Raw genomic sequence first — 24,708 nt, forward strand, 5'->3', positions numbered from 1 at the left:
GGATGATTCAGACACGACATCGCGGCAACTTGCGGCCTTTACCAGTCTGACCGAGAAATGCGGATCCACCTCCCCTGAATCACCCCTGTTCCGGCGCCCGGCTTCGGCCGCCGCCCCCCTGCTGCCCGGGGCTCAGCCGACGCTCGCCGGCTGTGCCGGCAGGACGGTCAGCAGGTCCGCCGGCCGCCGCAGCACGAGGTCCGGGCCGCCCGCGAGGAGCTCGGCTTCGTCCGGCGACCCCCACAACGCGGCCGCCGCGCGAACCCCCGCGTCGTGGGCACTCCGCAGGTCGGTCACCGCGTCACCGATCATGAGGGCCCGTTCCGGGCGTGCGCCGAGCAGATCCAGCGCCCGCAGCACGATGTCGGGCGCCGGTTTCGGGCGCGCGACCTCGTCGGAGCCGACGACATGGTGGAAGAAGCGGAGCAGGCCGAGATGCGCCAGCAGGTCGCGTGCCCGCGAGCCGGTCTTCCCGGTGGCGACGGCGAGGCCGTACCCACGGTGGCGCAGGGTGTCGAGCAGGTCGACCACACCGTCGTAGACGAGAACCTCGGCCCGCAGCCGATGGCTCTCCCGGACGAACGGCTCCTCCATCTCCGCCGGAAGTCCCATGATCCGCATAATGTCGCGGAAATATCTCCCCTGGTGACGATGGTATTCACCGAAAGGCGCGGGACCTGCGCCGACCACCTCCGAATAGGCGATCCGGAATGCCTCCCGCATCACGGCGAAACTGTCGACGACAACGCCGTCCAGATCGAAGACGACAGCATGGGCGAAATCAGGGCGAGCGTTTCCGCCGGCGCCGGAGCGAACGGGATCGAGAGCCCCTGACTCGTGCCCCATCAGATCCGTCCCGACCGGTGGTCGCCCGCCGCCGCACCTGGCGGGCGCGCCGAACGGTAGAACCGCTCCACAGCGTCGACGGCACGCCGCGCCTCCGCGACCGCGCGTCCCCGCGCTCCCGGGTCGGCGAGCAGGGCCGGGAGCTCGTCGAGCTGGCGCCGGTACTCGGCGCCCACCGGCTCGGACGGCACCGGCACCCGGACGGTGTCGCCGTCCCGCGTGTACGTCAGCACCGATCCGTCGCGCCGGTTCGGGCTGAAGCCGAAGGTGCAGGTCAGCGTGGCGGTTCCCGCGCTGCCCTCCACTCTGATCACCGTGCTGTCGAGCGCCTCGTGGGAGGCCCAGCTCGCCCGCAGTGACACCGACACACCGCGTTCGGTGACCAGGAACCCCCGGGCCGTGTCCTCGACGTCGCCGCGCCGGCCGCGGTCCGCTTCGCTCCGGCCCGAGCCGGGGCCGCCGGCATGGCGCCAGGTGGCTCCCCCCGCCCCGCTGCGGACGAAGTCCGCGGAGACCGTGCCTACGACCTGGGTGAAGTCCGCCGTCCCGACCAGTGGAGCGACCGTGTCGAGCAGGTGCCAGCCGAGGTCGAGCAGCGCCCCGCCCCCGGCGCGCGTGGTGTCGGTGAACCAGCCGCCCGCGTCGGGCACGCCCCGGGCACGTACCCAGGCGAGATCGACGTGCCGGATCATCCCGCAGGCCCGCGCGAGGGTGTAGAGCGCCCGGACGTCCGCCCGGCAGCGAGCGGCGCTGCCCGCGAGCAGGACCGCCCCACCTGCCCGCTCAGCACGGGCCAGTTCCTCCGCCTGCGCGCCGCTGAGGCAGACCGGCTTCTCCAGGAAGACCGGCAGGCCCGCGGCGAGCAACCGGCCGCCGACCACACTGTGCAGGTGGTTCGGCACGGCGACGACCGCCAGGTCGATCTCGTCGGGGCTCAGCAGATCCGGGCTGGCAAGCAGCGGGGCGTCGACGCCGTCCGCCGCAACCGCGGCGCGGGCGTCCGCGTCGAGGTCGACCGCCGCGGCGACCGCGAACCGCGGGTGGTCACGCAGCCGGGGCAGCCAGATCGACCTGCCGGCCCAGCCCAGCCCGATGACGGCGACCCGGACGGCGCCGGTCGCGGGCCGCGGCGGCGCCAGCCGAACCGGCCGCGGCGACTGCGGCGGCTGGGGCTGGAGCTGCGGCTGGGTCACCCGCGACTGAACAGGCACCAGCTGCGCGCCCAGTGCGCCCGTCAGCGGGGCGCTCACCGCCCGCTCCGGCTCTCGGTCAGCGCCCACGCGATGATCTCGGCGATCTCGTGGATCTGCTTCTCGGTGCCGAGCAGCGTGCGGTGGTGCAGCCAGATGCCGTCGGCCGCGACCGCCTCGGCGTTCGGGCATCGCCGCGCCAGGTCGTCGACGGATACGTCCGGTGCCCCCGTCTCCCAGAAACCGTCGGAACGGTAGATGACCCGGAACGCGGCGAAGGCGGGCAGGCCCGCCGCCACCAGCCGGTCGACGAGCTCGTTCCGTTGCTGTTCCACCAGGCCGGGAATCCGGAACATCGCCATGTAGTGCGGTTTGCGGTCGCACCGTGTGTCGCGGCCCTGTGGGACGACACCATCAATTTCCGCGAGTAGTCCCGACAGCAGCGGCCAACGCTTTTCGCGGGTGTCGATCTGGCCGTCCAGTCGAGCGAGCTGAGCTCGCAGGACGGCCGCGGAGAACTCGTTGAGGCGGAAGTTGGAGCCCGAAGTCCGGTGAAAGTAGAAGCGGTCGGTCCTGGGGCGTCCGCAGCTGTGCCGCAGGAAAGCCTCCTCCCGCAGCCCCGCCTCGGGGAAGAGAACCGCGCCGCCCTCGCCGGCCGTCATGAGCTTCCCGTTCTGGAAGCTGAAGGCCGCGACCGAGTCCAGCTCCCCGATACGCCGCCCCTGCCACCGCGCGCCGTGCGCGTGCGCGGCGTCCTGCAGGAGGGGGACGCCGGTGTCGGCGGAGATCTTGCCAAGCGCGTCCATGTCCGCGACCTCGCCCGCGATGTGCACCGGCATGATCGCCCTGGTTCGCGGGCCGACCGCGGCCGCGGCGGCGACCGGGTCGATGTTGTAGGTGACCGGATCGATGTCGACCGGCACGGCGACGGCGCCCAGTCGCTGCGCCGCCTGCGACGAGGAGATGAAGGTGAAGGCCGGGACGATGACCTCACTTCCCGGGCCGACCCCGAGGACCTGCAGCGCGAGCTCCAGGGCATGTGTGCCGTTCGTGACGGCAAGGCCGTGGTCGGCCCCGTGGTAACGCGCGAACTCGTCCTCGAAGGCATCGACCTCGCCGCCGCCCATCCGCCACCACTGACCCTGCTCGAGCGCGCGGGTCAGACCCGCCCGCTCGCCGTCGTCGTACTGCGGCCACGCCGGAAGGGGTGACCGCAGAACCGGGGCAGCACTCATCGCTCTCCTCATTTCTCACCACTGTCCGGAGCCGTTTCACGTTCACACGGGGAATTTCTAAGCGCAGTCCACCCGAATTTCTCCGAGATTCGCCGTCACCCACACCTTTTCCAGCAGGAAAGGCGGGGAGGCGCACGATTCGGATTATTTTTCAGGCTAGCCGAGAAGAAGTTTCGCGTCAGCCCCAGAGGCAACCCCTACCACCCCCCTCCGACCGATCCGAAGAGATCACGTAGGCGCTACAAAACGCCCCGGAAGATGACCGCGGGACGGCCGGGAACAAGGGAATTCGACGGTCACGATTCGTTCATAATCATCGCTTTGAGGCCGTCTGACAGGACGGGTCAGCGCAGGCCGAAATCAGGCTCAGGGCACGCATGTCAGGGCAGTCACGACCGCCCGTCGACGCGCGGCTCCCGGGCCGGGCCGACCGGTCGCACCAGCCGGCCGCTAGCCGGCCGCGGCGGTGAGGCTGTCGGCGCGCCGATGGTGGTGCCGGCGGAGATCGTCCTGTGCGACCCGCCCGTACTCGTCACCCAACCAGCGGGCGAAGCACAGGTGCCACCCTCCCCGGACGGCACGCGGGATCTGCGAGTAGGCGACGTCCCGGACGAAGGCATGCCGGAACTCGTAGTGCGGGTCGGGGTCGGCAACGGTCGGCATCTGCCGCAGCACGCCCCGGCGTTCGAGGTACTCCAGCTCCCGTAGGACGTCTTCGCGGGTCAGCTCGCACTCGGCCGCGACCGGCGCGGCCCAGACGGTCGCGCCGAACACCGCCGCGCCCTGCAGCACCAGACGGCTGCGTGACGGCAGAGTGTCCAGCCACGCCGCGATCACGCCGTGAACCGTGCGCGGGATCGACACCATCGCGGAGCCCGGGCCGATCGGGCCCGCACTGTCGATCAGCAGAGCCGGGGAGACGCCGTCACCCTTGGCGGCCCGTGCCGCGCGGAGCATCTCGACGAGGGCGACCGCGAACAGCGGATTGCCGCCGACCTTGGCGACCGTCCCGCACTCGTGGGCCGCGGTCTCGGGCGCGGGCCCGCCGCCGCCCGCGCCCGCGAGCGGCGGCGCCGACGACGCGGGGCGCAGCCCGTACAACACCGCCAGATCGACCATCAGATGCTGGATGGCGGCGGCGGAGAGCTGGTCGAGGGACATCGTCGTCGCGTCACGCTTGCCGCCGGCCCAGCACGGCCGCCGTTCGAGCAGGTCCGGCCGGGTGCTGGCGACGACAAGCAGCGGAACGCGGCCCAGCTGCTCGTCGAGCACCTCCAGACAGTCGAGCAGCCGGTCGTCTCCCCGGTGCAGGTCCTCGACGACGAGCACCGTCGGGGCCACGGCCGCGATCCTCCCAAGTGTCCGACGCCAGGCCGCGAGCACGCGTGCTCCGTCCTCGCCGCCCGGCCAGGCTGGGTCCAGCAGCGGAACCAGCTCGGCCGCCAGGCGGCGCGAGACTTCGAAGGTGGCGCCCGTCATCCCGACCGCGGCGGCGAGCTTCGTCACCGCCAGTTCACGGGAGTCGTCCTCGGCGATCCCCGCCCACGTGCGGGTGATGTCCGTAAGAACCTCGAACGGGCCGCTCTGGAACCTCCCGATCCGGCCGTGCAGGAACTGGACGTCGCGCGAGACAGCCGCGTCGCCGGCCTCCCGGCAGAACTCCCACAGCAGCCGACTCTTGCCGATGCCGGGCTCACCGAAGATCGTCACCAGCCGTGGCCGGCGGCGGCGGGCGGTCTCGGCGAGCAGCCGGTGCATCAGGTCCTTCTCGTGCTCCCGCTCGAGGAATGGCACGTGGAGGGCTCCTTCACGGCCCGCCGGACCGGCCCCGAACGCACTCGCCAAGCCGCCCAGGCGCACCGCCACCACGCCGCCGACGCCTCGGCCGTGCTCGTCCGTCGAAGCATGGGTGAAGGCCCCGTCGGACGCCGCCCTGGTCGCCTCGCAGACCCGCAGCTCACCCCTGGGCACAGACGCCAGCAGGCGCATGCACCGGCCGGTTACATCCCCGGACATCGCGGCGGCAGCCGCCGAAGCCGCGGCCGCCGGCGTGGCCTGGGTGAGGGTTGCGAGGACCTCCCCGGTAGTGACAGCCATCCGCAGGTCGTACTGTCCGACACCGTACGAGGACGCCTTCGCCGATGTGGCGACCGCCCGCCGGATGGCCAGGCCCGCGCGGACGGCGCGCTCCGCGTCGTCCTCCCGGGTTCGGGGCAGGCCGAAGACCGCGATCCACACCGAGCCGAGCGCCGTGTGGACCTCGCCGCCGAAACGGGCGGTCTCGGCCCGGACCGTGGCGGTGACGGCCCGCAGGACCCGGTCGGCGTCCTCCGGATCGGAGAGCTCCGCCCCCGACCCGATGTCGAGTCGACCGGCGAGGACACTGACCCATTTCCGGGCGGCGTGCACGCCGGGAGCCCGGGCCGGGAAGACCTCCGGCAGCCGCGCACCGGCCGCGCCGCCGTCGCCGCCCATGCCAGCCACTCCGGCCGCCGCGACCACACCGCCGGCCGCCAGGCCACCGGTTCCCGCGACCGCACCGGCCCTCGCGAGAGCGCCAGTCCCCGCGAGAGCGCCGCTGCCCGCGATCATCCGGCCCGGAGCGAGGACCCCGGCGTGGCGGGAGGTGAGCGCGCCCGTCGGCCGTGAGCTCAACCAGGGCTCGTGGTCGAGGATCGCCCGTTCCAGGTTCTGCAGCTCGTGCCCGGGATCGAGACCGAGCTGGTCGACGAGAGCGCCCCGGGTGCGCCGGTAGCGCTCGAGCGCGTCCGCCTGCCGGCCGCAGCGGTAGAGCGCCAACATCAGCAGCCCGGTCAGCCGCTCCCGCAGCGGGGTCGTCTCGACGGCCGACTCCAGTTCGGGCACGAGCTCCTGGTGGTGGCCGAGGGCGAGCTGCGCCTCCGCCCAGTCCTCGAAGGTGACCATGCGTGCGCTGTCCAGGGCGACGGCCTCCGGCCAGGCCAGGCCCTCCTCTGCCAGGTCGGCCAGCGCGGGCCCACGCCAGTGGCCGAGCGCGGCCGACAGGGTCGCGGCAGCGGCAGCCCACGAACCGGCGGCCAGCTCCGCCCGGCCACGCGCGCTCAGTTCCTGGAAGGCGGCCAGGTCCACCTGGTCGGCGCGGATGCTCAGCTGGTATCCAGGTGGGCGGGTCAGCACGTCCGCCCCGCCGCCCAGCGTCCGGCGAAGGCCCGCCACCGCGTTCTGCACCATCTTGCGCGCGGTCACCGGCGGTTCCTGGTCCCACAGGGCCTGGAGCAGCCTGCTGGTGGCCACCGCCGTGTTCGGATGCAACAGCAGGAAACCGAGCGTGGCACGCTGATGGACGCCGGGCACGACGATGGGCTGGCCGTCCCGGATCACTTCCAGCGGCCCCAGCACGTGGAATCGCACTCTGTACTGCCTTCTGCACGCGGAACGGCCTGCGAGGCGGACCGGACGGCCCGGCTGTGGCGATGGGGGACGTTCCTGACCGGCTTGCGGGGAAGGGCGAAGTCTCGGACCAAACGCTCGCGCCGCGCGCGCGGCCGCCCGGGAGAAGCGTGTCGATCGACCGGTACCACCGGCCGCGGCAGGCGGCGGCGCTAGCGACAGGTCGCGCCGCTGATCCGCTCGCAGTCAAGATAAATACGGCGAGTTAGGAAAAGATCACCGCACACGTGGGGAAGTCTAGGCGCCACAGCGAGTGGCTGTCCACAGCGTGCGTGGCGGGAGACGGCGTGGCAGGCCCGCCGGCCGGAGGCCCGCGCGATGTCGATGCCCTGGGTGCCGCCAACGACGCGGGCTACCCGGCCGTCCCAATCCCTCGCCTCGTCCTCGGTGGCGCAGGCCTTCGCGCCGATGCGGATGTCACAAGAATCCCTCGATCAATGCCCGGAACGGGAAGAGAAAGCGGTCGAAGCATGTCCTAGGTGAGCAAGGTGATGCGGGCGCGCGGCGCGGAGGCGAGCCCGCGAGAAGCGTGTCCTCCGGCCGGAGACACGAGTGGTCGCGGGAGACTCCCGGCGAGAGGAGACCTTGGATGGTCAACGCGCGGCTGACCGCCATCGACGCCACTGCGGTCGACCAACGCCTGCTGCGTACGACGTTCGGCTGTTTCCCCAGCGGGGTCACCGCTGTCTGTGGGCTCGCCGGCCGAGAGCCGGTCGGGATGGCGGTGAGTTCGTTCACCTCGGTCTCCCTGGACCCGCCGCTGGTCTCGGTGTGCGTGGCGAACTCGTCCACCACCTGGCCCCGGCTGCGGGCGCTTGGCCGGCTGGGCGTCAGCGTCCTCGGGGAGACCCACGACCTGGCGGCGCGTCAGCTCTCCGCCCGCGACGGTGACCGGTTCGCCGGCATGGAGCTGACCTCGACGTCCGGTGGCGCGCTGTTCGTCGCCGGGTCCGCGGCGACCCTCGAGTGCGAGATTGTCAGCGAGGTGCCCGCAGGCGACCATCTGATCGCGCTGTTGCGGATCCACGCCCTGGATTCCGACGCGAGCGTCACCCCGCTGGTCTTCCACGGCAGCCGGTTCCGGCAGCTGGCCAGCATCTGACCCGCCCGTCGACCGAGCCGACCGCTCCGCGGAGGACAGCCCCATGGATCTCGCCACCGACCTGCCGATCTGCGTCACCTGCGGGGTGCAGTACGCCGCGCCGCGACCGGACTGCCCGGTCTGCGAGGACGAGCGGCAGTACGTCGGCTGGGACGGGCAGCGCTGGACCACCCTCGGCGAGCTCCACTCGGACGGCTTCCGCGGCCGGCTCGCACCCGAGGGCCCGGGCGTGTACGGCATCGGTTCGGAGCCGAAGATCTCCATCGGGCAGCGGGCCCTGCTCGTCACCACGGCGAGCGGCAACATCCTCTGGGACTGCGTACCCCTCCTCGACGACGACCTGATCGCTCAGGTCACCGAGCTCGGCGGAATCAGCGTCATCGCCGTGAGCCACCCGCACTTCTACGGCTCGATGGTCGACTGGAGCCGCGCCTTCGGCGACGTCCCGATCTACGTCCACGCCGCCGACGAGCAGTGGCTCGGCCGCCGCTGCGCCGCCGTCAACCTGTGGACGGGCGACACGCTCACCATCGGCGACGGGCTGACCCTCGTGAACGGCGGCGTGCACTTCGCCGGTGGCACCGTCCTCCATCACGCCGCCGGCGAGGACGGGCGAGGCGCCCTGTTCTCCGGGGACATCCTCCAGGTCGTCCTCGACCGCAGGTATGTGAGCTTCATGTACTCGTACCCGAACTACATCCCCGAACGCCCGGAGACCGTGCGCCGGGCCGTGCGGCTGCTGGAGCCCTTCGCCTTCGAGGCGATCTACGGTGCGTTCTGGCAAACCGTCGTCCGCTCGGACGGGCACGCCGCCATGCACCGCTCCGCCGAGCGCTACCTGCACTTCGTCGCCGACCCCGTGCCAGAGGCGGCGGAACGGGCGCCGCGGGTCTAGAGACGTGATCCACGGCGACAGATGCGAATGATCGTTATCGGCGCTTCCTGGCGATCATTCGCGCAGGGCGGGTCAGTGCCGACGTCGGCCGCGTACGCGTCGACGTTGATCGGCTTGGTGGTGCACGTCGGGAAGCAGGTGCCACCGCTTCCTTATCTGCCATGCCGGTCGCACCCGTGACCGATGCGTCGGCTGCGCCCGCGTGAACGCCTTCATCGACACGATCGCCGGATGTGCCGGTTCCCGCCGCGAGGCGATCATTGCCGTTGGTTAGCTGTTCGTCGCGCGGAGCCGATGTCGCCTCGATGCTCGACCGCCCAGTCCGCGAGGGCGGAGAGCGGATGCAGCAGGCTCCGGCCGAGCGGAGTGAGGCTGTACTCGACGCTCGAAGGCACGGTGGGGAACACCTCCCGGTTGACCAGGCCGTCGGTTTCCAGACCGCGGAGCGTGCGGGTGAGCATCCGCTGGCTGATGCCCTCGACGCTGCGGTGCAGCTCGTTGAAGCGGTAGGAGCGCTTCCCGAGCAGCACAATGACCAGCACCGTCCACTTGTCGCCGATCCGCCGCAGCACGTCCGTCACCACGCAGCTCTCGTACTCCTCAGCGGGGACCGGGTTCGGTAGCGGGGTGCTGACCATGGAGGGCACACGCGTGTGCGTAGCGGACATCAAACTGCCTTCTTCCCCGACCGGGGAGCTATCGATGACGATGGCGCTTACTGATCGTAACTACCGAGGGAGTATCCGTGTTCTCCAACGCACCGCCGAACGCCCGGAAACCTGTGGGCCGGGTCCTCGTCGTCAGTGGCGGGACAGACGGGATGGGCCGCGCCCTCGCACTCGCTCGCGCCGATCGCGGCGACCAGGTCGTCGCGATCGGCAGCAACCCGACAAAGGGCGAGGCGTTGCTGGCCGAGGCCGCCCGGCGTGGCGTGGCCGGGCGAGTCCGCTTCGTCCGGGCTGACCTCGCGACTGTCGCGGGCAACCGCCGTGTCCTCGAAGACACTCTCGGCCAGCACGACAGGATCGACGTGCTGGCACTGTTCGCCAACCGGCAAGCACCCAAACGAACCCTGACAGCGGACGGGCTCGAAAGCACCTTCGCGCTCTACTACCTCAGCCGCTACGTCCTCAGCCATGGCTTCCGCGACGCGCTGGAGGCCAGTGACGCTCCGGTCATCGTGAATGTCGCCGGCGTCGGCATCACCAAGGGATCGATCCACTGGGACGACCTCCAACTGGAACGTGGCTACAGCATGATCGCCGCGCAGCTGCAAGCAGCCCGAGCCAACGACCTACTCGGCGTCGCCTACACCGAGCACGCCAACAGCAAGGCGCGCTATGTGCTCTACCACCCCGGATTCACCAGGAGCGGAGACCTCAGCCCCCTGCCCGCGGCGCTGCGCGCCAGCATCCGGGCCGCCGCGAGGATCTCGGCGCGCCCCATCGCCGAATCGATCGGCGCCATCCACCACTTCATTGATGCGCCCCCTGCCGCAGGGTTGACCGCGATCGATCGGAACAAGCACCTACCGCTGACGCTCGAAACCCTGAATCCGCAGAACGCGGAACGCCTCGCGCGAGCAACCGAAGCGCTGGTCGCCGCGCTACCCAGCACCCCGTAGCCACGCCGGGGACAGCCGGAGGCCACGCTGACCGGTTGACCAGACCCGATGTGCTGCTTGCGTCTGAAAGCGTAGATAAATGCTTCGTAAGAATGGCCGACGCGACGATCGCGAAAATCGCGCCGCCCTCCGCCCAGCAGTTACCTGGGCCTCTCCAACGAAGCCCGGCAATGGGTCGTCACCGTGTCGACCGACTCGACCCGTACCTCAGCCGCATGACGTCGTGGAACCATCATTTCTATCTACTCAACGATGGCAATGCGGTCAACTTCGTCCACGGCGCCGCGGTCAGCCCGTTCATCTTCCTCGTTCAGGGCGAGATCCTCGCAGCACTCACGCTGCTGCCGCCCGGTCTCATCATGAGACTGGGCCTGCACGAGTTCGGCAACCGGGAGCGTGAAATCATCGCCCGGTCCTGGCTGCGATGCTTCAACGAGGAGTGAACGCCGTGCCCGTTACGAACGACGACATCGCCAAGACGATCAGTACATATCTCGATGTCTACCCGGAGGATACGGAGCCCCTCGCCCCCCTGTTGGAAGCAGCCAGTGGAAGCGATGCGCCGCTGGCCTCCAGGACAACCACACCCGGCCACGTTACCTGCGGAGTGGTCGCAGTCACCCCTGAGCGCCGGGTGCTCCAGATCCGACACCGCAGCCTGGACCGATGGCTGTTGCCCGGCGGGCACATCGAGGCGGACGACGACTCACTCCTGGACGCAGCGCTGCGGGAGCTGGCCGAGGAGGCGGGTGTTCCCCGCGCCTGGGTGAGCCCGGTTCTCGACCGGCCTGTGGACGTGGACGCACACGTGATCCCGCCGAACCCCACGAAGCTGGAGCCTGAGCACACCCACTACGACCTTCGTTTCCTGCTGGCCGTCGCCCCTCCAGGTGGCGACGCTGACGTGGTGCTGCAGCTGGAGGAGGTCACTGACTTCCGCTGGACCCCGCTGACCGAGCTGACCGGTCGCATCGGGGGTCGCGTCCGCGCCATCCTCCTGACACGAGGATTCCCGCAGAACGGGCTGGCCCCGGGGAAGGGGTGAGCGATCCCGCGTCGACGCAGCGCACGGACGCCATGCCCACAGGCGAACCGTAGGCGCCTCAGTCCGGCCTGCGGGTCTCGGCGCCCGCAGGGAGGAGCCGGTCGGGGCGGATTGGTTGCTTCCGAGCACCGCCGCGGCAGACGATCGGATGGCCGGCGCCACCCCGCGCCCGCGTGGGGGGAGAACGCGGATGCCGACCGAGCCCGGGGAGGCCGGGGGCACCCCGGGCGGACCAGGCGGACCAAGCCGTCCGCCCACGCCCACGGCCCCGACCACCGCGACGGACGCAGGCGCGGACGCGGACGCGGGTCACGCCGGCGGCGTGGCCACGCGACGGCAGATTCTGCTCACCTGCCTGGCCGCGATGTTCGCGACCACCTTCACCGCGACGCTGCTCACCGTCTCGTTACGGACAGTGGCCGACGACCTGGGCTCCAGCACCGGGGTGATCTCCTGGGCGGTCACCGGTTCGCTGTTCGCCCTCGCGGTGGCCATGCCCATCCTCGGCCGGATCGGCGACGTCCGGGGCCACCGCCGCACGTTCCTGATCGGCACGACCCTCGCCGTCGTCTTCTCGCTGGCGACCGGTCTCGCGTGGGACGCCGCGTCGCTGATCGGGTTCCGCATCGTCGCCCAGCTCGCGGGATCGGCGACGATCCCGGCATCGTTCGCGATGCTGTTCGCGGTCTTCCCTCCGCAGGAGCGGGTGCGCCCCTCGGCGTGGGCGTCGGGGGTGCTGTCCGGGGCGGCGGTCACCGGTCTCGCCGTGGGCGGGCTGATCATCGATGCCGTCGGGTGGCGGGCGGTGTTCTTCATCCAGGCCGGCATCGCGGTCGTCCCGCTGGTCGCGGCGGTCCGCGTGCTGCCGCCGGACCGGGACGGGCTGCGCCGTCCACTGGACCGCACCGGCGCGGTGGTGCTCGCGGCCGCCGTCTTCGCGCTCACCTTCGGGGTGAACCGCGCGGCGGCGTGGGGGCCACGGCCGATCGTGATCGCGCTGCTCGTCGCGGTGGTCCCATTGTTCTGGCTGCTCACCGTGGTCGAGCGGCGCAGCACCGACCCGGTCGTCCCGATGGAGCTGCTGGCGAAACGGGATGTCCGCACCGCCGGGCTGGCCTCGTTCATGGTCTCCGCGGCACACCTCGGGAACTTCCTGGTGACCCCGCTGCTGCTGGAGGGGCTCTTCGGCCTGTCGGTGGCCCTGACCTCGGCGGTGACGATGTGCCGCACGCTGTCGATCGCGCTGGCCGCGCCGTCGGCGAGCTGGGTGGGGACGAGGATCGGGCCGCGCGCGCTCGCCTCGGGCGCGGGCGCGGCCTACGTGGTCGCGCTGGCCGTGATGGCGTTCGGCACCCGGTCGGACATGCTGTGGCTGGTCATCGTTGGCCTGATCGGCAGCGGCCTGGCCTTCGGGCACGCGCAGCCGCCACTGATCGTGATCGCGAGCGCCTCCGTCCCGGAGGACAGCTTCGGGCTGGTCGCCTCCCTGCAGCAGACGGCGGGCCAGATCGGCGGCGTCGTCGGCACGAGCCTGCTCTCCGCGGTCGTCGCCGACACGCTCCATCCGGGGCCGTTCGCCGCCGCGTATCTGATCGCCGCGGGATTCGCCCTGCTGGGCGGGGTGACGATCATGCTGAGCTCACGGCACGCCGCCGCGGCCACGGACGCGACTACGGCTGCGGCTGCGGCTGCGGCCGAAGCGGCCGACGTCCCGGCGGGCCGCCGCAGGCACGGCGTCCGGTCGGTCCTCGGCGTCCGCCGCGACCCCGGGCAGGCGGCTCGGCGCGCCCAGCAGGTGAGCGAGCGTGACCCCGGCGATGCTCTCCGCCGCGAGCAGGCCGACCAGCACGATCAGCTGGAAACGCGCCGCCTGCCCGGGTGAGGCCCCGCCGAACAGCGCCCCGACGAACGCGCCGGGGAGGGTGACCAGTCCGACGGTACGGGTCTGGTCGAGCGCGGGCACCAGCGCCTCGGAGACGCTGGCGCGGGCGATGTCCAGGCACGCCCGCCGCGGTGTCGCGCCGAGAGCGAGCCAGGCCTCGACCTCGTCCCACCGCAGCCGGAGCCCCTCGGCGAGCCGCCGCCCGGTGAGCGTGCAGGACGTCATCGTGCCGCCGACGAGGCTCCCGGTGAGCGCGATCAGGTTCCGGGTGGACGGCTCGAGCGCCCCGACCGCGAAGACCGCCCCCATCGGGAGACCGGCCCCGATCACGCAGGAGACGAGCACCGCCCGGCCGGCGGGCGCGAGCTCGGTGAGCCGGCGGGTCGCCGTCCCCACCGCCGCGGTGAGCATGAGCACGACGACGATCACCGTGGTCGGCGGGGCGGCGAAGACCCCGCGCAGGGCCAGGCCGATGACCGTGAGCTGGACGGCGGCACGCAGCGAGGCGGTGAGAACGTCCCGGCGCCGGGCGACCCGGGCCCAGGTGAGGGCCCCCACCGCGAGCGCCAGCAGGAGCAGGAGCCCCGCGCCGAGGCGCAGATCCGCGTGACTACTCACCGGCGGGCGACTGCGGTCCACCGGCGGTCGGGTGCGGTCGGGCCATCCTGGCAGTTTCCCGCGTCCTGGCCCGCGGCGTGCGGCCTGATAACCCTGTGTGCTCGCCATCGCCGGTTCGCGGGGACGTCACCAGGCCGACCGGGCGCCGTTTCCAGGACTTTGCGACACCGCTGACGGTGCCGCCTATCCTTGACAGGTCGATGGTGGTTCCCGTTGTGCCCTGCCGCCCTGCCCGCCACCCGCTGGGGAGATCGCGACCGCATGAGGACTGACACCATCTACGTCAACGCTGCCGCCACCTGGCTTCCCCCGCGCCGACAGCCGCCCTCCGAGGTGGGCGGAACACCCGAGGACACGGGCTACACCATGCTGGCCGTGTCAGACGGGCCGTCCGCGCCGGAGATGGCGGTGCTCGCCGCCAACGCGGCGCTGGCCCGGGCCGGCTGGCGCGGCGCCGAGCTGGATCTGCTTCTGCACGCCTGGAGCTACTACCAGGGGCACGACTTCTGGTCACCCGTGCACTACATCGCCGACCAGCTCGGCGCCCACGACGCGATGCCTGTCGGGATCCAGCAGATGTGCAACGGCGGTGCCGCCGCCCTGCAGTCCGCGGCTGCCCACCTGCTGGGCGATCCCACGATGACCCGCGTCCTGGTCACGACCGCGGACCGCTTCTGCCCGCCGGGATTCGACCGCTGGAACAGCGACCTTGGCGTCGCCTATGGTGACGGCGCGAGCGCGGTGCTGGTAAGCCGGACGAACCCCGCGGAGCTCGCGGAGCCTGCGGCTCCGGTGCCGGCGGGACTGCGGCTGGTGTCGGTGACCTCGGTGTCGGCGCCGAGCCTTGAGGCCATGCACCGCGGCGACGACTCGTTCGGCGCCGCCGCGCGCTCCGCGGCGGAGTCGGTCGACGTCCGCCGCACGAAGCGCGCCTACCTGCGCCGCAACGGCAGCTCCGGCTACCGGACGGCCGAGCGGGAGCGTCTCGAGACCCTGCTGGGGCTGGCCATGAAGGAGGCCGGCGCCGACGTGGGCAGCCCGAGGCTGCGGTGCGTGGTGCTGCCGCGGGTGCACCGGAGCCCGTTGCTGTCTGTCTTCGGCCCGATCGTCGAACGGCTGACCGGCGCCGAGGCGGTCGATTTCGGCCGCTCGACCGGGCATCTGGGCGCGGGCGACCTGACCGCCGGCATCGCCGACCTGCTCGACCGCGAGATGCTCGCGCCCGGCGAGACGGCCCTGGTCATGAGCACCGGCGCCGGCTTCACCTGGTCCTGCGCGGCGCTGACCGCACCCGAACCCGCCTGACCCACGGCACGAGCCGGCAGCCGTGGCGGCTGCCGGCTCCCCGCCCTGGATCAGGGGGCTACCGCTCAGGCCCTACTTCTTGATCCACAGTTCCTCGGGCAGCAACGAGCCAAGCCCGTACTGCGCGAGACCGCCCACGTTCTTGCCGGAGACGGCGCTGAGCGCGACCCGCTGGAGGAAGATCCCGGGGGTCAGTGCGGTCAACCGCTGCTGGACCGTTTCGTAGGCGGCCTTGCGGTCCACCTCCGCCAACGCGGTCCGGCCGGTGCCGAGGGCCTCGTTGAGCTGGGGGTCGTCGACCCCGGGCACATTGGTGGCCCTGCCGCCACGGAAGGCCGTGTACAGCTTCGGTTCTGGGTCCTGGAAGAACGCGGACGTGATGAACGTGTCGAAGTCGTGCGTCGCGTTCATCTTGCCGTACTCGGCGAGCTGGACGACCTTGACCTGCACCTTGACGTTCTTGAAGCTGCTGAGCTGGGCCTGAACGTTCTCGGCGATCGCCCGGCTCTCGGAGCTGGGGAAGCTGGTGAACGTGAAGGACACCGGCTTGCCCTCGGCGGCGAGCTCGTCGAACAGCCGCTGCGCCCTCGCCCGGTCCGCGCGCCTCAGGGGCGTCTGGGAGTAGAAGGGTGAGGCGTCGTTGAACAGCGTCTCGGCGGGCTGCCCGTCGCCCTCGTAGACCGCGAGGTTCAGCGCCTCCAGGTCGAGCGCCGCGGCCACCGCCTGGCGGGCGCGGATGTCGTCGAACGGCGCCCGGCGCATGTTGAGCGCCATGAAGATGCCGCCGTTGACCGGCCTGCTGATGCTCGGCTGGCCGCTCTCCGCGGCTTTGTGGAGGTTGATCCAGTCCGACTCGATGGCGACGTCCGCGCCTCCGGTGAGCAGGGTGTTGTAACGCTGCCTGGACTCGACGGCCGCGCGGATCGTGAGGGCGTCGAGGTAGGGCCGGGGCGCGTCCCAGTAGCGCGGGTTCTTCACCAGGTCGATGTCGGCCTGCCGGGTCCAGTGCTCAAGCTTGAACGGACCGGCGCCGACGGGGTTCTGCTCGAACGCCTGCGCGCCGCGTTGCAGGGCCGCGGGCGAGGCGATCCAGTTCATCGCCGTGGTGAGGACGACGTCGGCGAAGTTCGGCATCGGGTCGACCGTCGAGACCTTCAGGGTGCGGTCGTCCACCACCTCGGTGGAGGCGATCATCATGGCGTCCCCGCGGTAGCTCGACGCGTTCGCGGGGTCCTTGAGGCGGTCCCAGTTGAACTTCACGGCGGCGGCGTCGAGCGGGCTGCCGTCGGAGAAGACCAGCCTCGGCCGCAGCCGGAGCTCGAAGGTGGAGCCGTTGTCGCTGGTCGTGAACGACTCGGCCATCTTGTAGACGACCTGGCCCTTGTCGTCGTCGATCATCAGCGTCCCGTACAGGGCGTTGCCCAGGACAGCCGTCGCCGCGTAGGCGTTGCCGAGCTTGGCCGGGTCCATGGAGCTGGTGTCGGCCAGCATGAGGATCCGTCCCTTGCCGCCCGCCACCGGGTCCCCGGTGGCACCCGTGGCGGCGACGCCCGTGGCGCCGTCGCCATCGCTGCCACCACCGCACGCCCCCAGGAACATCGCCACGGCGCACACGGCGGCGGTGGCGAGTAATCGCCTCGTACGGATCATCGTCGTCCTCTCTCCAGTGCCAGATGTCCGGCCCGCGGAAGCGGGGTCGCTGCCGGAGCGGTGTGAGGGCAGCCACCGCCGAATCGATTGGCCGCGTGTGTCACAAGGGCCGTTGGGGAGTGAACTGTGTCACGCTGTTTTAGCGAAGTCAACGTCTACTCAAGCGTGCGGCTACGTACTTTCATTAGCGAGAATTACGTTCTACATGACGAGTCCACCACGGTGTCTGACGAGCCGCCGTGACGACCGCCCACCGGGCTGCTCCAGAGCCCGGGCAGCGGCGTCCCAAACGGCCGGGCGCGTTGGTGGCAGCGTCCGCGCACTGTCGATCGGCGTCCGGGCCCTTGGCACATAGCGTTTCCCTGCCGAAGGCGTCCACGCGCCGAAGGGGTACCGGTGTCATCCGCGCCGCGATCCCAGGAGGGGGCGTCCGGCGACCCGCCGGTGACGCGGCCGAGGCACACGACTCGAACCACGACGGGTGACACAGATGGCTGCAGACGACAACGCCCCCACGGGCACCGACACGTATGCCGGCTGCGCGCGCCCGCAGCCTGTCGGGGTGTTCCCGCTGCCCGCGGGATTCCTGCTGGTCCCTGGCGGCGAGACGACGTCCGGCCTGCGCCGCACGCTGGCGGATGGACGGCTGCCCTCGGCGTGGCCGCCGGAGCTGGCCGCGCTCGAGCTCGCCTACCGCGGCAACGTGATCGCGGCGGTCGAGCTGCTACGCGGCGACGACCCGGTCACCCGCTACAACCGGTTCGTGCTCCGCCCCGCGGGCCGGCCGCCGGAGGACCCGGCCGCGCTGCGCGAGGCGCTCGGCGCCGAGCTGGGCATCCTGGTGGACGTCGTCCGCTTCGCCCTCGGCGAGCTGGACGAGCCGCCGCCGCTGACCGACGAGACCGGCGAGATCGCGGCCCTGGTGTGGTCCGCGCACGCCGCGCACGCGATGGCCGCCGGCCGGCTCGACGACGCCGCGCGGATGCTGGGCGAGGGCATCGCCGCCGCCGCCGATCCCTCCCCCGGGCTGGCCGCCCAGCTCATGGCGACGGCCGCGGGCCTGTGCCGCGACGCCGAGGGACCGAGTCCCGCGGTCGCCACCGACCTGACCGCCGCGCTGGCGGCACTGGAGCACACCGACCTGGCCACCGGGCGGGCCGAGCTGCACCTGACGCTCGGCTCGGTCCACCACGAGCTGGCCGGAGACGACCTGGCCGGCCTGCGCACCGCCGCCGAGCACTATCTGGCCGCGCTGCGCCTGATCACCGTCGACACCGCCCCGGAGCTGTTCGCGTCCGCGCAGGTCAACCTGGCCGCCGCCTACCTGGCCATGCCGATGAACTCCGCGTCCGACCAGCTGCGGATCGGGGTCGCCATGCAGGGCCTGCGCACCGCGTTGACCGTGTACACCCGCCAGTCCTATCCCGAGCAGTGGGCGAGCACCCAGCTGAGCCTGGCGAACGCGCTCGTCTACGCGCCGTCCGCGCACCGGCGGGACAACCTGGTCGAAGCGGTCGGCCGCTACCAGGAGGTCATCACGACCCGGGAAGGCCTGGCCGACCCGCTCAGCTACGCCCGCGCGCTGGCCAACCAGGGCAACGCGCTGGCACACCTGGGAGCCTTCCCGCAGGCGACGGCGGTGCTGCACGAGGCCCGCTCGATCTTCGAGCAGAACGGCGAGACCGGCGCCGCCGCCGCGGTACGGGAGGTGCTCGACGAGATCGCCCGCCACGTCGCGATGAGCCGGGCCACGTGACAGTCCCGCCCGGGACGTCGCCGCGGAACCCGGCGGCGGCCCCCGGGCCGGCACCGGCGGCGTCAGCGTCAGTGCCGGCGGCCTCGCCGGCCGCGGGTGACCGGTCGGCCGGCCGGATCCGGCGGCGGGTGACGGTCGAGGGGGTCGTCCAGGGGGTCGGCTTCCGGCCGCATGTCCACCGGCTCGCCACCGCGCTGGGGCTGGCCGGTCTCGTCGGCAACGAAGCCGGCTGCGTCGTCGCCGAGGTGGAGGGCGACGGGCCGGCGGTCGCCGAGTTCCTGCGCCGGCTGGCCACGCCGGCCCCGCCGCTGGCCCGTGTCGACCGCGTCGCCGTCACCCACCTGAATCACCGTGGAGACGACGGATTCCGGATCGTGGCCAGCACCTCGGCGGCCGGTGCCCGGACCATGGTGGCGCCCGACGCCGCCGTGTGCGCCGACTGCCTGCGAGAACTGTTCGACCCGGCGGACCGGCGGTACCGCCACCCCTTCGTCACCTGCACGAACTGCGGGCCACGCTTCACCATCATCGAGGCGCTGCCCTACGACCGCGCCACCACGACGATGGCCCGGTTCCCGATGTGCGCACGGTGCGCAGCCGAGTACACCGACCCCCGCGACCGGCGGTTCCACGCCGAGCCCGTCTGCTGCCCGGCCTGCGGGCCGCGGCTGTGGTTCCGCGTGGCGGTCGCGGCCCAGGCCGGCCGGGAGGGACGCGAGACGCACGGCACGGACACCGCGCTGGCCGCGGCCCAGCGCGCCCTCGCCGCGGGACGGATCGTGGCGGTCAAGGGGATCGGCGGCTTCCACCTGGCCTGCGGCGCGGACGACAGCCGCGCCGTCGAGCTCCTGCGCGCGCGCAAGGGACGGCCCGACAGGCCCTTCGCAGTGATGGTGCGCGACCTGGCGACGGCGGCCGAGATGGCCGATCTCTCGGCCGCCGAGGCCGAACTGCTCACCTCCACGGCCGCTCCGATAGTGCTCGCCAGGCGCCGGCCCGGTGCCCCCCTGTCGGACCGGGTCGCGCCCGGGAGCCCCCTGGTGGGCCTGCTGCTGCCGTACACGCCGGTGCACCACCTGCTGTTCGCGCCGGTGCCCGGCGGCGGCCCGCCCCCGCCCCGGGCGCTGGTGATGACCAGCGGCAACCGCTCGGGCGACCCGATCTGCTTCGCCGACGCCGACGCCGACGCCGACGCCGGGCGGCTGGCCGGGCTGGCCGACGCGTACCTGCTGCACGACCGGCCGATCCTGCAGCCGTGCGACGACTCGGTCGTGCGGTGGGACGGCGAGCAGGTGCTGCCGCTGCGCCGCTCCCGCGGCTACGTGCCGCTGCCGGTGGACCTCGGCCGTCCGGTGGAGTCCGTGCTCGCCGTGGGCGGCGACGGCAAGTCCGCGTTCTGCCTGACCGCCGGCCGCCGGGCGATCGTCTCGCAGCACCTGGGCGATATGGGCGGACTCGACGCGCTGCTGGCGCTGGAGCGTGCGAGCGCGCAACTGACCGACCTGTACGCCGCCGAGCCGGCGACCGTCGCCGCGGACCTGCACCCCGGCTACGTCACCCGGGCCTGGGCGGGCCGGCGGGCGGCCGGCCAGGGCGGCCGGACCCACCTGGTGCAGCACCACCACGCCCACGTGGCCGCGCTGCTCGCCGAACACGGCCGCCTCGGCGACACCATCCTCGGGATGGCCTTCGACGGCACGGGCTACGGGCTCGACGGCACGATCTGGGGCGGCGAGGCACTGTTGGTCGGCCCGGACGTCACCCACGCCGACCGGGTCGCGCACCTGCGTCCCGTCGCGCTGCCCGGCGGCGACGCGGCGGCGCGCGGCCCCTACCGCTGCGCGCTGGCCCACCTGGCCGCCGCCGGCGTCGAGTGGACGGCCGACCTGGCCCCGGTGCGGGCCTGCTCCCCCACCGAGCTGCGGGCGCTGCGGGCGATGGTGGACCGCGGCGTGTCCTGCGTGCCCAGCAGCAGCATGGGCCGCCTGTTCGACGCGGTCGCCTCCCTGCTCGGCGTGCGCCAGCGGAGCACCTTCGAGGCCCAGGCCGCCCTCGAGCTGGAGGCGCTCGCCGCCGCCAGCCGCCGGCCCGGTCCCGCGGTCGCCTTCAGGTTCGACGGCCGCGCGCTCGATCCGGCGCCGGTGATCGCGGAGATCGTCGACGGGTTGCACGCGGGCCTCGCCCCGGACGCGCTCGCCGCGGCGTTCCACCTGGCGGTCGCCGACGCGGTGACCCGGGTCGCGCAGACGACCCGGCGCCGCCGCGGTGTCGGCCTGGTTGGGCTGACCGGGGGGGTGTTCGCCAATGTCGTCCTCGTGCGGGCCTGCCGGGCCCAGCTTGCCGCCGCGGGATTCGAGGTGCTCGTCCACCGTGTAGTCCCGCCGGGTGACGGCGGGCTGGCCCTCGGCCAGGCCGCGATCGCCACGGCCGCCGCCCGGGCCCTTGCCGACCCTTGTTAGGCGAACGCCACTTCTGTACGGTCGTTCAGCGCAAGTCCGCCCGCGGATGCCGCGGATGCGGCTTGCGGGCGAGAACGCGGGCGACGCGCTCCTGTAGATGACCCGGCGGCCACGAGCACGGCTGTGTGAGGCCACAAGTGAGGCGACCGACGAGGCCCCGGGACGGATCCGCCAGGCGGCGACGTCTGCACCCAGCTCGTGAGAATTTGATACTTAACTGTGAGAGCGGGATTTCTGCTGGTCGTGGCACCAAACCGCGATCAGTCACATCACCGCGGACAAGGAGGACACAGGGTGCTGACACTCAAGGCCGCCGGCTTGCTCGATGTCGATACCGGGGAGATCACCCGGCCCGGGATCCTGAAGATCGAGAACGATCGGATCGTCGGTCTCGGCGGCCAGCCCGAGGGCGAGGTCCTGGACCTCGGCGACCTGATCCTGCTGCCCGGCCTGATGGACATGGAGCTCAACCTCCTGATGGGCGGCCCCGGCGAGCACCCGCTCACCGGGCAGATGCGCGACGACCCGCCACTGCGGATGATGCGCGCCACCCAGAACGCCCGCCGCACCCTGCGAGCCGGCTTCACCACGGTGCGCAACCTCGGCCTGTTCTGCAAGACCGGCGGCTACCTGCTCGACGTCGCACTCATGAAGGCGATCGACGCCGGCTGGGTCGACGGCCCGCGGATCGTCCCCGCCGGCCACGCCATCACCCCGACCGGCGGCCACCTCGACCCCACCATGTTCGGCGCGTTCGCCCCGCACGTCCTGAAACTCACCGTCGAGGAGGGCCTGGCCAACGGCGTCGACGAGATCCGCCGAGCCGTCCGGCACAACATCAAGCACGGCGCCCAGGTCATCAAGATGTGCGGCTCGGGCGGAGCCATGTCCCACAGTGGGCCCTCGGGCGCGCGGCACTACTCCGACCAGGAGGTGCTGGCCCTCACCGACGAGGCACACCGACGCGGCCTACGCGTGGCGGCGCACACCCACGGCTCGGAAGCCGTCCGGCAGATGGTCGAATGCGGCGTCGACTGCATCGAACACGCATTCATGATCGACGACGACACCATCAACCTGCTGATCAAGCGCGGCACCTGGGTGGTCGCCACCCAGGCCCTGATCGACAACATGCCGGTGCTGAACGACGCCGAGCCGGAGATCCAGGCGAAGGCCGCCCTCATCTTCCCCCGCGCGAAGGCATCGATCCGCAACGCCATCGAGGCAGGCGTCAAGATCGCCGTCGGGAGCGACGCGCCGGCGATCCCACATGGCAAGAACGCCCTCGAACTGGTCGCCCTGGTCGACCGGGGCATGACCCCGCTGCAGGCCATCCAGGCCGCGACCATCGTGGGCGCGGACCTCATCGACGTCACCGACCGCGGCCGGCTCGCCGAGGGCCTGCTCGCCGACGTCATCGGCGTGCGCGGCAACCCCCTCGAGGACATCCGCGTCCTGCAGCGGGTCCCGTTCGTCATGAAGGGCGGCAAGCAGTTTGTCTACTGAGCCTGCCACCGGACCCGCAGTGACCGGGCCGAGCCGGACCGAGGACCTGGTCGAGATCCAGCAGCTACTCGCCCGCTACGCGGTGACGATCACGCAGGGCGACGTCGAGGGGCTACTCAAGGTCTTCACCCCTGACGGCACGTACACCGCGTTCGGGGACACCTTCATGCTCAAGGACTTCCCGACGCTGGTCGCCGCCGCTCCCAAAGGCCTGTTCCTCACCGGCACCCCGCTCATCGAGCTCGCCGACGACGGCCTCAACGCCACCGGAACCCAGCCGCTGTGCTTCATCGAGCACGCCAATCACGACATGCGCATCGGCTACTACAAGGACACCTACCTGCGCACCGCCGAGGGGTGGCGGCTGCGTACCAGAGCGATGACCTTCATCCGCCGCAGCGGTGTACACGACTCGGGTATCCCGCACGTCATCGAGCGCCTGTCGTCATGACGGTGACCGGCCTGGTCCCAGCCGGTTCATGATCCAGCGGGAGGTCGTCGCCGACGGGCAGGCCGGGCTCACCGCCGCGGTGCGTCGGCTTCCCGCCTGCTCGAGGCCGACGCCCGCGGATCCGCACGGTGCGGGGACGACCTCAGTCCTTCGCCGGCTCCTCGATGTTCTTCCCCACCAGCTTGAAGGTCGCCCCCGTCGGGTCGGTCGCGATCGCGAGACGGCCATACGGAGTGTCCATGGCCGGCTGGACGACCGCGCCCCCCAGCTTGACGGTGAGGGCGAGCGCCGCGTCGGTGTCCTCGACGGCGAAGTAGACGCCCCAGTGCGCCGGAACGCCCTCGGGGAGGAAGCCTGACGCGTCCATGATCCCGGCGTGCTGCTCGCCGGCGTCATCGACGAGCACGGTGTAGCGAAGCTCGTCCGTGTCGCTGACAACGTTCGTCTTCCAGCCGAACACCTCCTGGTAGAAGGTGACCGCGGCGGCGTAGTCCCGCGTGAGCAGCTCGAACCAGCCCGGCGCGCCCGGCTCGGCCAGCACTCCGAAGCCGCGGTGCAGGCCCTGCTGCCACATACCGACCGCGGCGCCGCCCGGGTCGGTGAGGACGGCCATGACGCCCAGGTCGGCGACCGGCATCGGCGAGATCATCATCGTTCCGCCGTGCGCGGGTACGGCCGCGGCGGTCTTCTCCGCGTCGGGGGTCAGCAGGTAGACCGACCAGACGTCGGGCAGCTCCGGCTGCTGCTTCGTCATCCCCCCGGCGACCACCTTGCCGTCCTTGGAGAAGTTGAAGTAGCCGCCGAACGCCTCGTTCGGCTCCTCGGAGGTCCAGCCGAACAGCTCCGCGTAGAACTCGCGGGCCTTCGCCGCATCCGAGGTCATGAGGTCGACCCAGCAGGGCGCGCCGGGCAGGGTGGTGTCGTGAGCGGGCATCGTGGGCTCCTTCGCCGCCGGGCACGTGGTGGGCGGCGCGGGGTTCGCGGCCGCTACTCGCGTGCAGTCGACAGATTGGACCTACCCACCGACAGAAACTCATCGCCGCCGAGAGGCCTGTCTCGAACTTCCTCCGCGGCGGGTGGACGGGCGGTGCCGCGGGCCGACGTGAGGTCCCCCGCGGCACCCGTCAGGTCAGGCGGAGCAGGCCCAGACGATCGAGCCCGTGAGCGTCCGCCCGCCGGACGTGCTCGCGCTGAACGACACGGAGCCACCGGCCGAAGTGATCTCGACGGTGGCGGGAACCGCGTCGATCGCGTAGCGGCCGGAGTCGGGCGCGACGACCGAGACCGTGATGACGGCCGGGTAACTGCCCGGCCCGTCGTAGCCGGCGACCCGCACCCCCTGCGCCACCGTCCTGCCCTCGACGGTGGCCGTCGAGGACTCGACGTAGCGCCGCGCGGTGGACTGGCAGCTCACGGCCGTCGACACATGCCCCGCGACGTCGACCGGCGAGGTGATGTCGACGGTCAGCGAACCGGGACCGCCGACACCCGCGCCGCCCGCCGGCGCCGACGACTCCGACGGCTCCGACGCGGTCGCCGCGTCAGCCGTCTCGGCGCCGATACCAGCGCTGGCAGCGGAGGCGGATGCCGTGGCGGGGGCGGGCACGGAGCCCGCAGTCGAGGCGGAACCGGCCCGGCAGGCGGTGAGCCCGAGCCCGGTCACGACCGCCAGCGCGAGAAGCAGCAGAGATCGGGCAGGCAGCGATCGCGGCCCC

General features: G+C 72.0%; 19 protein-coding genes and 1 pseudogene. 11 read left to right on the top strand and 9 right to left on the bottom strand.

Going from position 1 to position 24,708, the window contains the following annotated elements; genetic code table 11:
* Nucleotides 1-132: 132 nt before the first annotated feature.
* The 4 genes from FRANEAN1_RS23620 to FRANEAN1_RS23635 all read right to left on the bottom strand — a co-directional run bounded on the left by FRANEAN1_RS23620 (nucleotide 133) and on the right by FRANEAN1_RS23635 (nucleotide 6,661).
* Nucleotides 133-846: an HAD-IA family hydrolase gene (locus FRANEAN1_RS23620; protein ID WP_020462325.1), complete on the bottom strand. Its 714-nt coding sequence runs from the start codon at nucleotides 844-846 to the stop codon at nucleotides 133-135.
* Complete coding sequence (locus tag FRANEAN1_RS23625; protein ID WP_041256447.1) at nucleotides 846-1,985, bottom strand: Gfo/Idh/MocA family oxidoreductase; 1,140 nt, start codon at nucleotides 1,983-1,985, stop codon at nucleotides 846-848. The genes FRANEAN1_RS23620 and FRANEAN1_RS23625 overlap by 1 nt, the downstream gene beginning before the upstream one ends.
* A gap of 107 nt (nucleotides 1,986-2,092) precedes the next feature.
* A complete protein-coding gene (locus FRANEAN1_RS23630) occupies nucleotides 2,093-3,271 on the bottom strand; it encodes a DegT/DnrJ/EryC1/StrS family aminotransferase (RefSeq protein WP_020462327.1) in 1,179 nt (392 codons plus the stop codon).
* A gap of 450 nt (nucleotides 3,272-3,721) precedes the next feature.
* Nucleotides 3,722-6,661 (bottom strand): BTAD domain-containing putative transcriptional regulator, encoded by a 2,940-nt coding sequence (locus FRANEAN1_RS23635; RefSeq protein WP_020462328.1) that lies wholly within the window; start codon nucleotides 6,659-6,661, stop codon nucleotides 3,722-3,724.
* A gap of 628 nt (nucleotides 6,662-7,289) precedes the next feature.
* Here FRANEAN1_RS23635 and FRANEAN1_RS23640 point away from each other — a divergent pair.
* Nucleotides 7,290-7,802, top strand: a complete 513-nt coding sequence (locus FRANEAN1_RS23640; RefSeq protein ID WP_020462329.1) for a flavin reductase family protein — start codon at nucleotides 7,290-7,292, stop codon at nucleotides 7,800-7,802.
* 43 nt (nucleotides 7,803-7,845) lie between these two features.
* On the top strand, nucleotides 7,846-8,697 hold the full coding sequence (locus FRANEAN1_RS23645) for a hypothetical protein (RefSeq protein ID WP_020462330.1): 852 nt from the start codon (nucleotides 7,846-7,848) through the stop codon (nucleotides 8,695-8,697).
* Nucleotides 8,698-8,954: 257 nt separating this feature from the next.
* On the opposite strand, the gene FRANEAN1_RS23650 is transcribed toward FRANEAN1_RS23645, so the two are convergent.
* Nucleotides 8,955-9,365, bottom strand: a complete 411-nt coding sequence (locus FRANEAN1_RS23650) for a helix-turn-helix domain-containing protein (RefSeq protein ID WP_041254681.1) — start codon at nucleotides 9,363-9,365, stop codon at nucleotides 8,955-8,957.
* A 77-nt stretch (nucleotides 9,366-9,442) separates the two neighbouring features.
* Between FRANEAN1_RS23650 and FRANEAN1_RS23655 the strand changes: the two genes are divergently transcribed.
* The 4 genes from FRANEAN1_RS23655 (at nucleotide 9,443) to FRANEAN1_RS23670 (ending at nucleotide 13,248) form a co-directional block, all read left to right on the top strand.
* Nucleotides 9,443-10,321 (top strand): SDR family NAD(P)-dependent oxidoreductase, encoded by an 879-nt coding sequence (locus FRANEAN1_RS23655; protein WP_020462332.1) that lies wholly within the window; start codon nucleotides 9,443-9,445, stop codon nucleotides 10,319-10,321.
* A 92-nt stretch (nucleotides 10,322-10,413) separates the two neighbouring features.
* Nucleotides 10,414-10,764: a hypothetical protein gene (locus FRANEAN1_RS23660; RefSeq protein WP_347176730.1), complete on the top strand. Its 351-nt coding sequence runs from the start codon at nucleotides 10,414-10,416 to the stop codon at nucleotides 10,762-10,764.
* A gap of 5 nt (nucleotides 10,765-10,769) precedes the next feature.
* On the top strand, nucleotides 10,770-11,366 hold the full coding sequence (locus FRANEAN1_RS23665; RefSeq protein ID WP_020462334.1) for an NUDIX hydrolase: 597 nt from the start codon (nucleotides 10,770-10,772) through the stop codon (nucleotides 11,364-11,366).
* A 190-nt stretch (nucleotides 11,367-11,556) separates the two neighbouring features.
* Complete coding sequence (locus FRANEAN1_RS23670; RefSeq protein ID WP_020462335.1) at nucleotides 11,557-13,248, top strand: MFS transporter; 1,692 nt, start codon at nucleotides 11,557-11,559, stop codon at nucleotides 13,246-13,248.
* On the opposite strand, the pseudogene FRANEAN1_RS39535 reads toward FRANEAN1_RS23670, so the two are convergent.
* Nucleotides 13,219-13,974: pseudogene (locus FRANEAN1_RS39535) on the bottom strand (ABC transporter permease); the annotation flags it as partial. The gene FRANEAN1_RS23670 and the pseudogene FRANEAN1_RS39535 overlap by 30 nt on opposite strands.
* Nucleotides 13,975-14,127: 153 nt before the next feature.
* Here FRANEAN1_RS39535 and FRANEAN1_RS23680 point away from each other — a divergent pair.
* A complete protein-coding gene (locus FRANEAN1_RS23680) occupies nucleotides 14,128-15,171 on the top strand; it encodes a 3-oxoacyl-[acyl-carrier-protein] synthase III C-terminal domain-containing protein (RefSeq protein WP_020462336.1) in 1,044 nt (347 codons plus the stop codon).
* Nucleotides 15,172-15,243: 72 nt separating this feature from the next.
* Here FRANEAN1_RS23680 and FRANEAN1_RS23685 read toward each other — a convergent pair whose 3' ends face one another.
* Complete coding sequence (locus tag FRANEAN1_RS23685; protein WP_020462337.1) at nucleotides 15,244-16,821, bottom strand: ABC transporter substrate-binding protein; 1,578 nt, start codon at nucleotides 16,819-16,821, stop codon at nucleotides 15,244-15,246.
* Nucleotides 16,822-17,311: 490 nt separating this feature from the next.
* On the opposite strand from FRANEAN1_RS23685, the gene FRANEAN1_RS23690 reads away from it, so the two are divergent.
* From FRANEAN1_RS23690 to FRANEAN1_RS23705, 4 genes are all read left to right on the top strand, one after another.
* Entirely contained in the window at nucleotides 17,312-18,577 is a 1,266-nt protein-coding gene (locus FRANEAN1_RS23690) for a hypothetical protein (RefSeq protein ID WP_020462338.1), read from the top strand.
* 71 nt (nucleotides 18,578-18,648) lie between these two features.
* Nucleotides 18,649-21,036: a carbamoyltransferase HypF gene (gene hypF, locus FRANEAN1_RS23695; protein ID WP_020462339.1), complete on the top strand. Its 2,388-nt coding sequence runs from the start codon at nucleotides 18,649-18,651 to the stop codon at nucleotides 21,034-21,036.
* 294 nt (nucleotides 21,037-21,330) lie between these two features.
* On the top strand, nucleotides 21,331-22,542 hold the full coding sequence (locus FRANEAN1_RS23700) for an amidohydrolase family protein (protein WP_020462340.1): 1,212 nt from the start codon (nucleotides 21,331-21,333) through the stop codon (nucleotides 22,540-22,542).
* A 19-nt stretch (nucleotides 22,543-22,561) separates the two neighbouring features.
* The gene (locus FRANEAN1_RS23705) at nucleotides 22,562-22,993 is read left to right on the top strand and encodes a nuclear transport factor 2 family protein (RefSeq protein ID WP_041254687.1); all 432 of its coding nucleotides are present in this window, start codon (nucleotides 22,562-22,564) and stop codon (nucleotides 22,991-22,993) included.
* Nucleotides 22,994-23,135: 142 nt separating this feature from the next.
* On the opposite strand, the gene FRANEAN1_RS23710 is transcribed toward FRANEAN1_RS23705, so the two are convergent.
* Nucleotides 23,136-23,927 carry a VOC family protein gene (locus tag FRANEAN1_RS23710; RefSeq protein ID WP_020462342.1) on the bottom strand — a complete coding sequence of 264 codons (792 nt, stop codon included), beginning with the start codon at nucleotides 23,925-23,927 and terminating at the stop codon, nucleotides 23,136-23,138.
* Between the two features lie 195 nt (nucleotides 23,928-24,122).
* Complete coding sequence (locus tag FRANEAN1_RS23715; protein WP_157472772.1) at nucleotides 24,123-24,656, bottom strand: hypothetical protein; 534 nt, start codon at nucleotides 24,654-24,656, stop codon at nucleotides 24,123-24,125.
* Nucleotides 24,657-24,708 lie beyond the last annotated feature (52 nt).

Origin of the sequence: Parafrankia sp. EAN1pec (assembly GCF_000018005.1) — a bacterium.
Classification (GTDB): Bacteria; Actinomycetota; Actinomycetes; order Frankiales; family Frankiaceae; genus Parafrankia; species Parafrankia soli.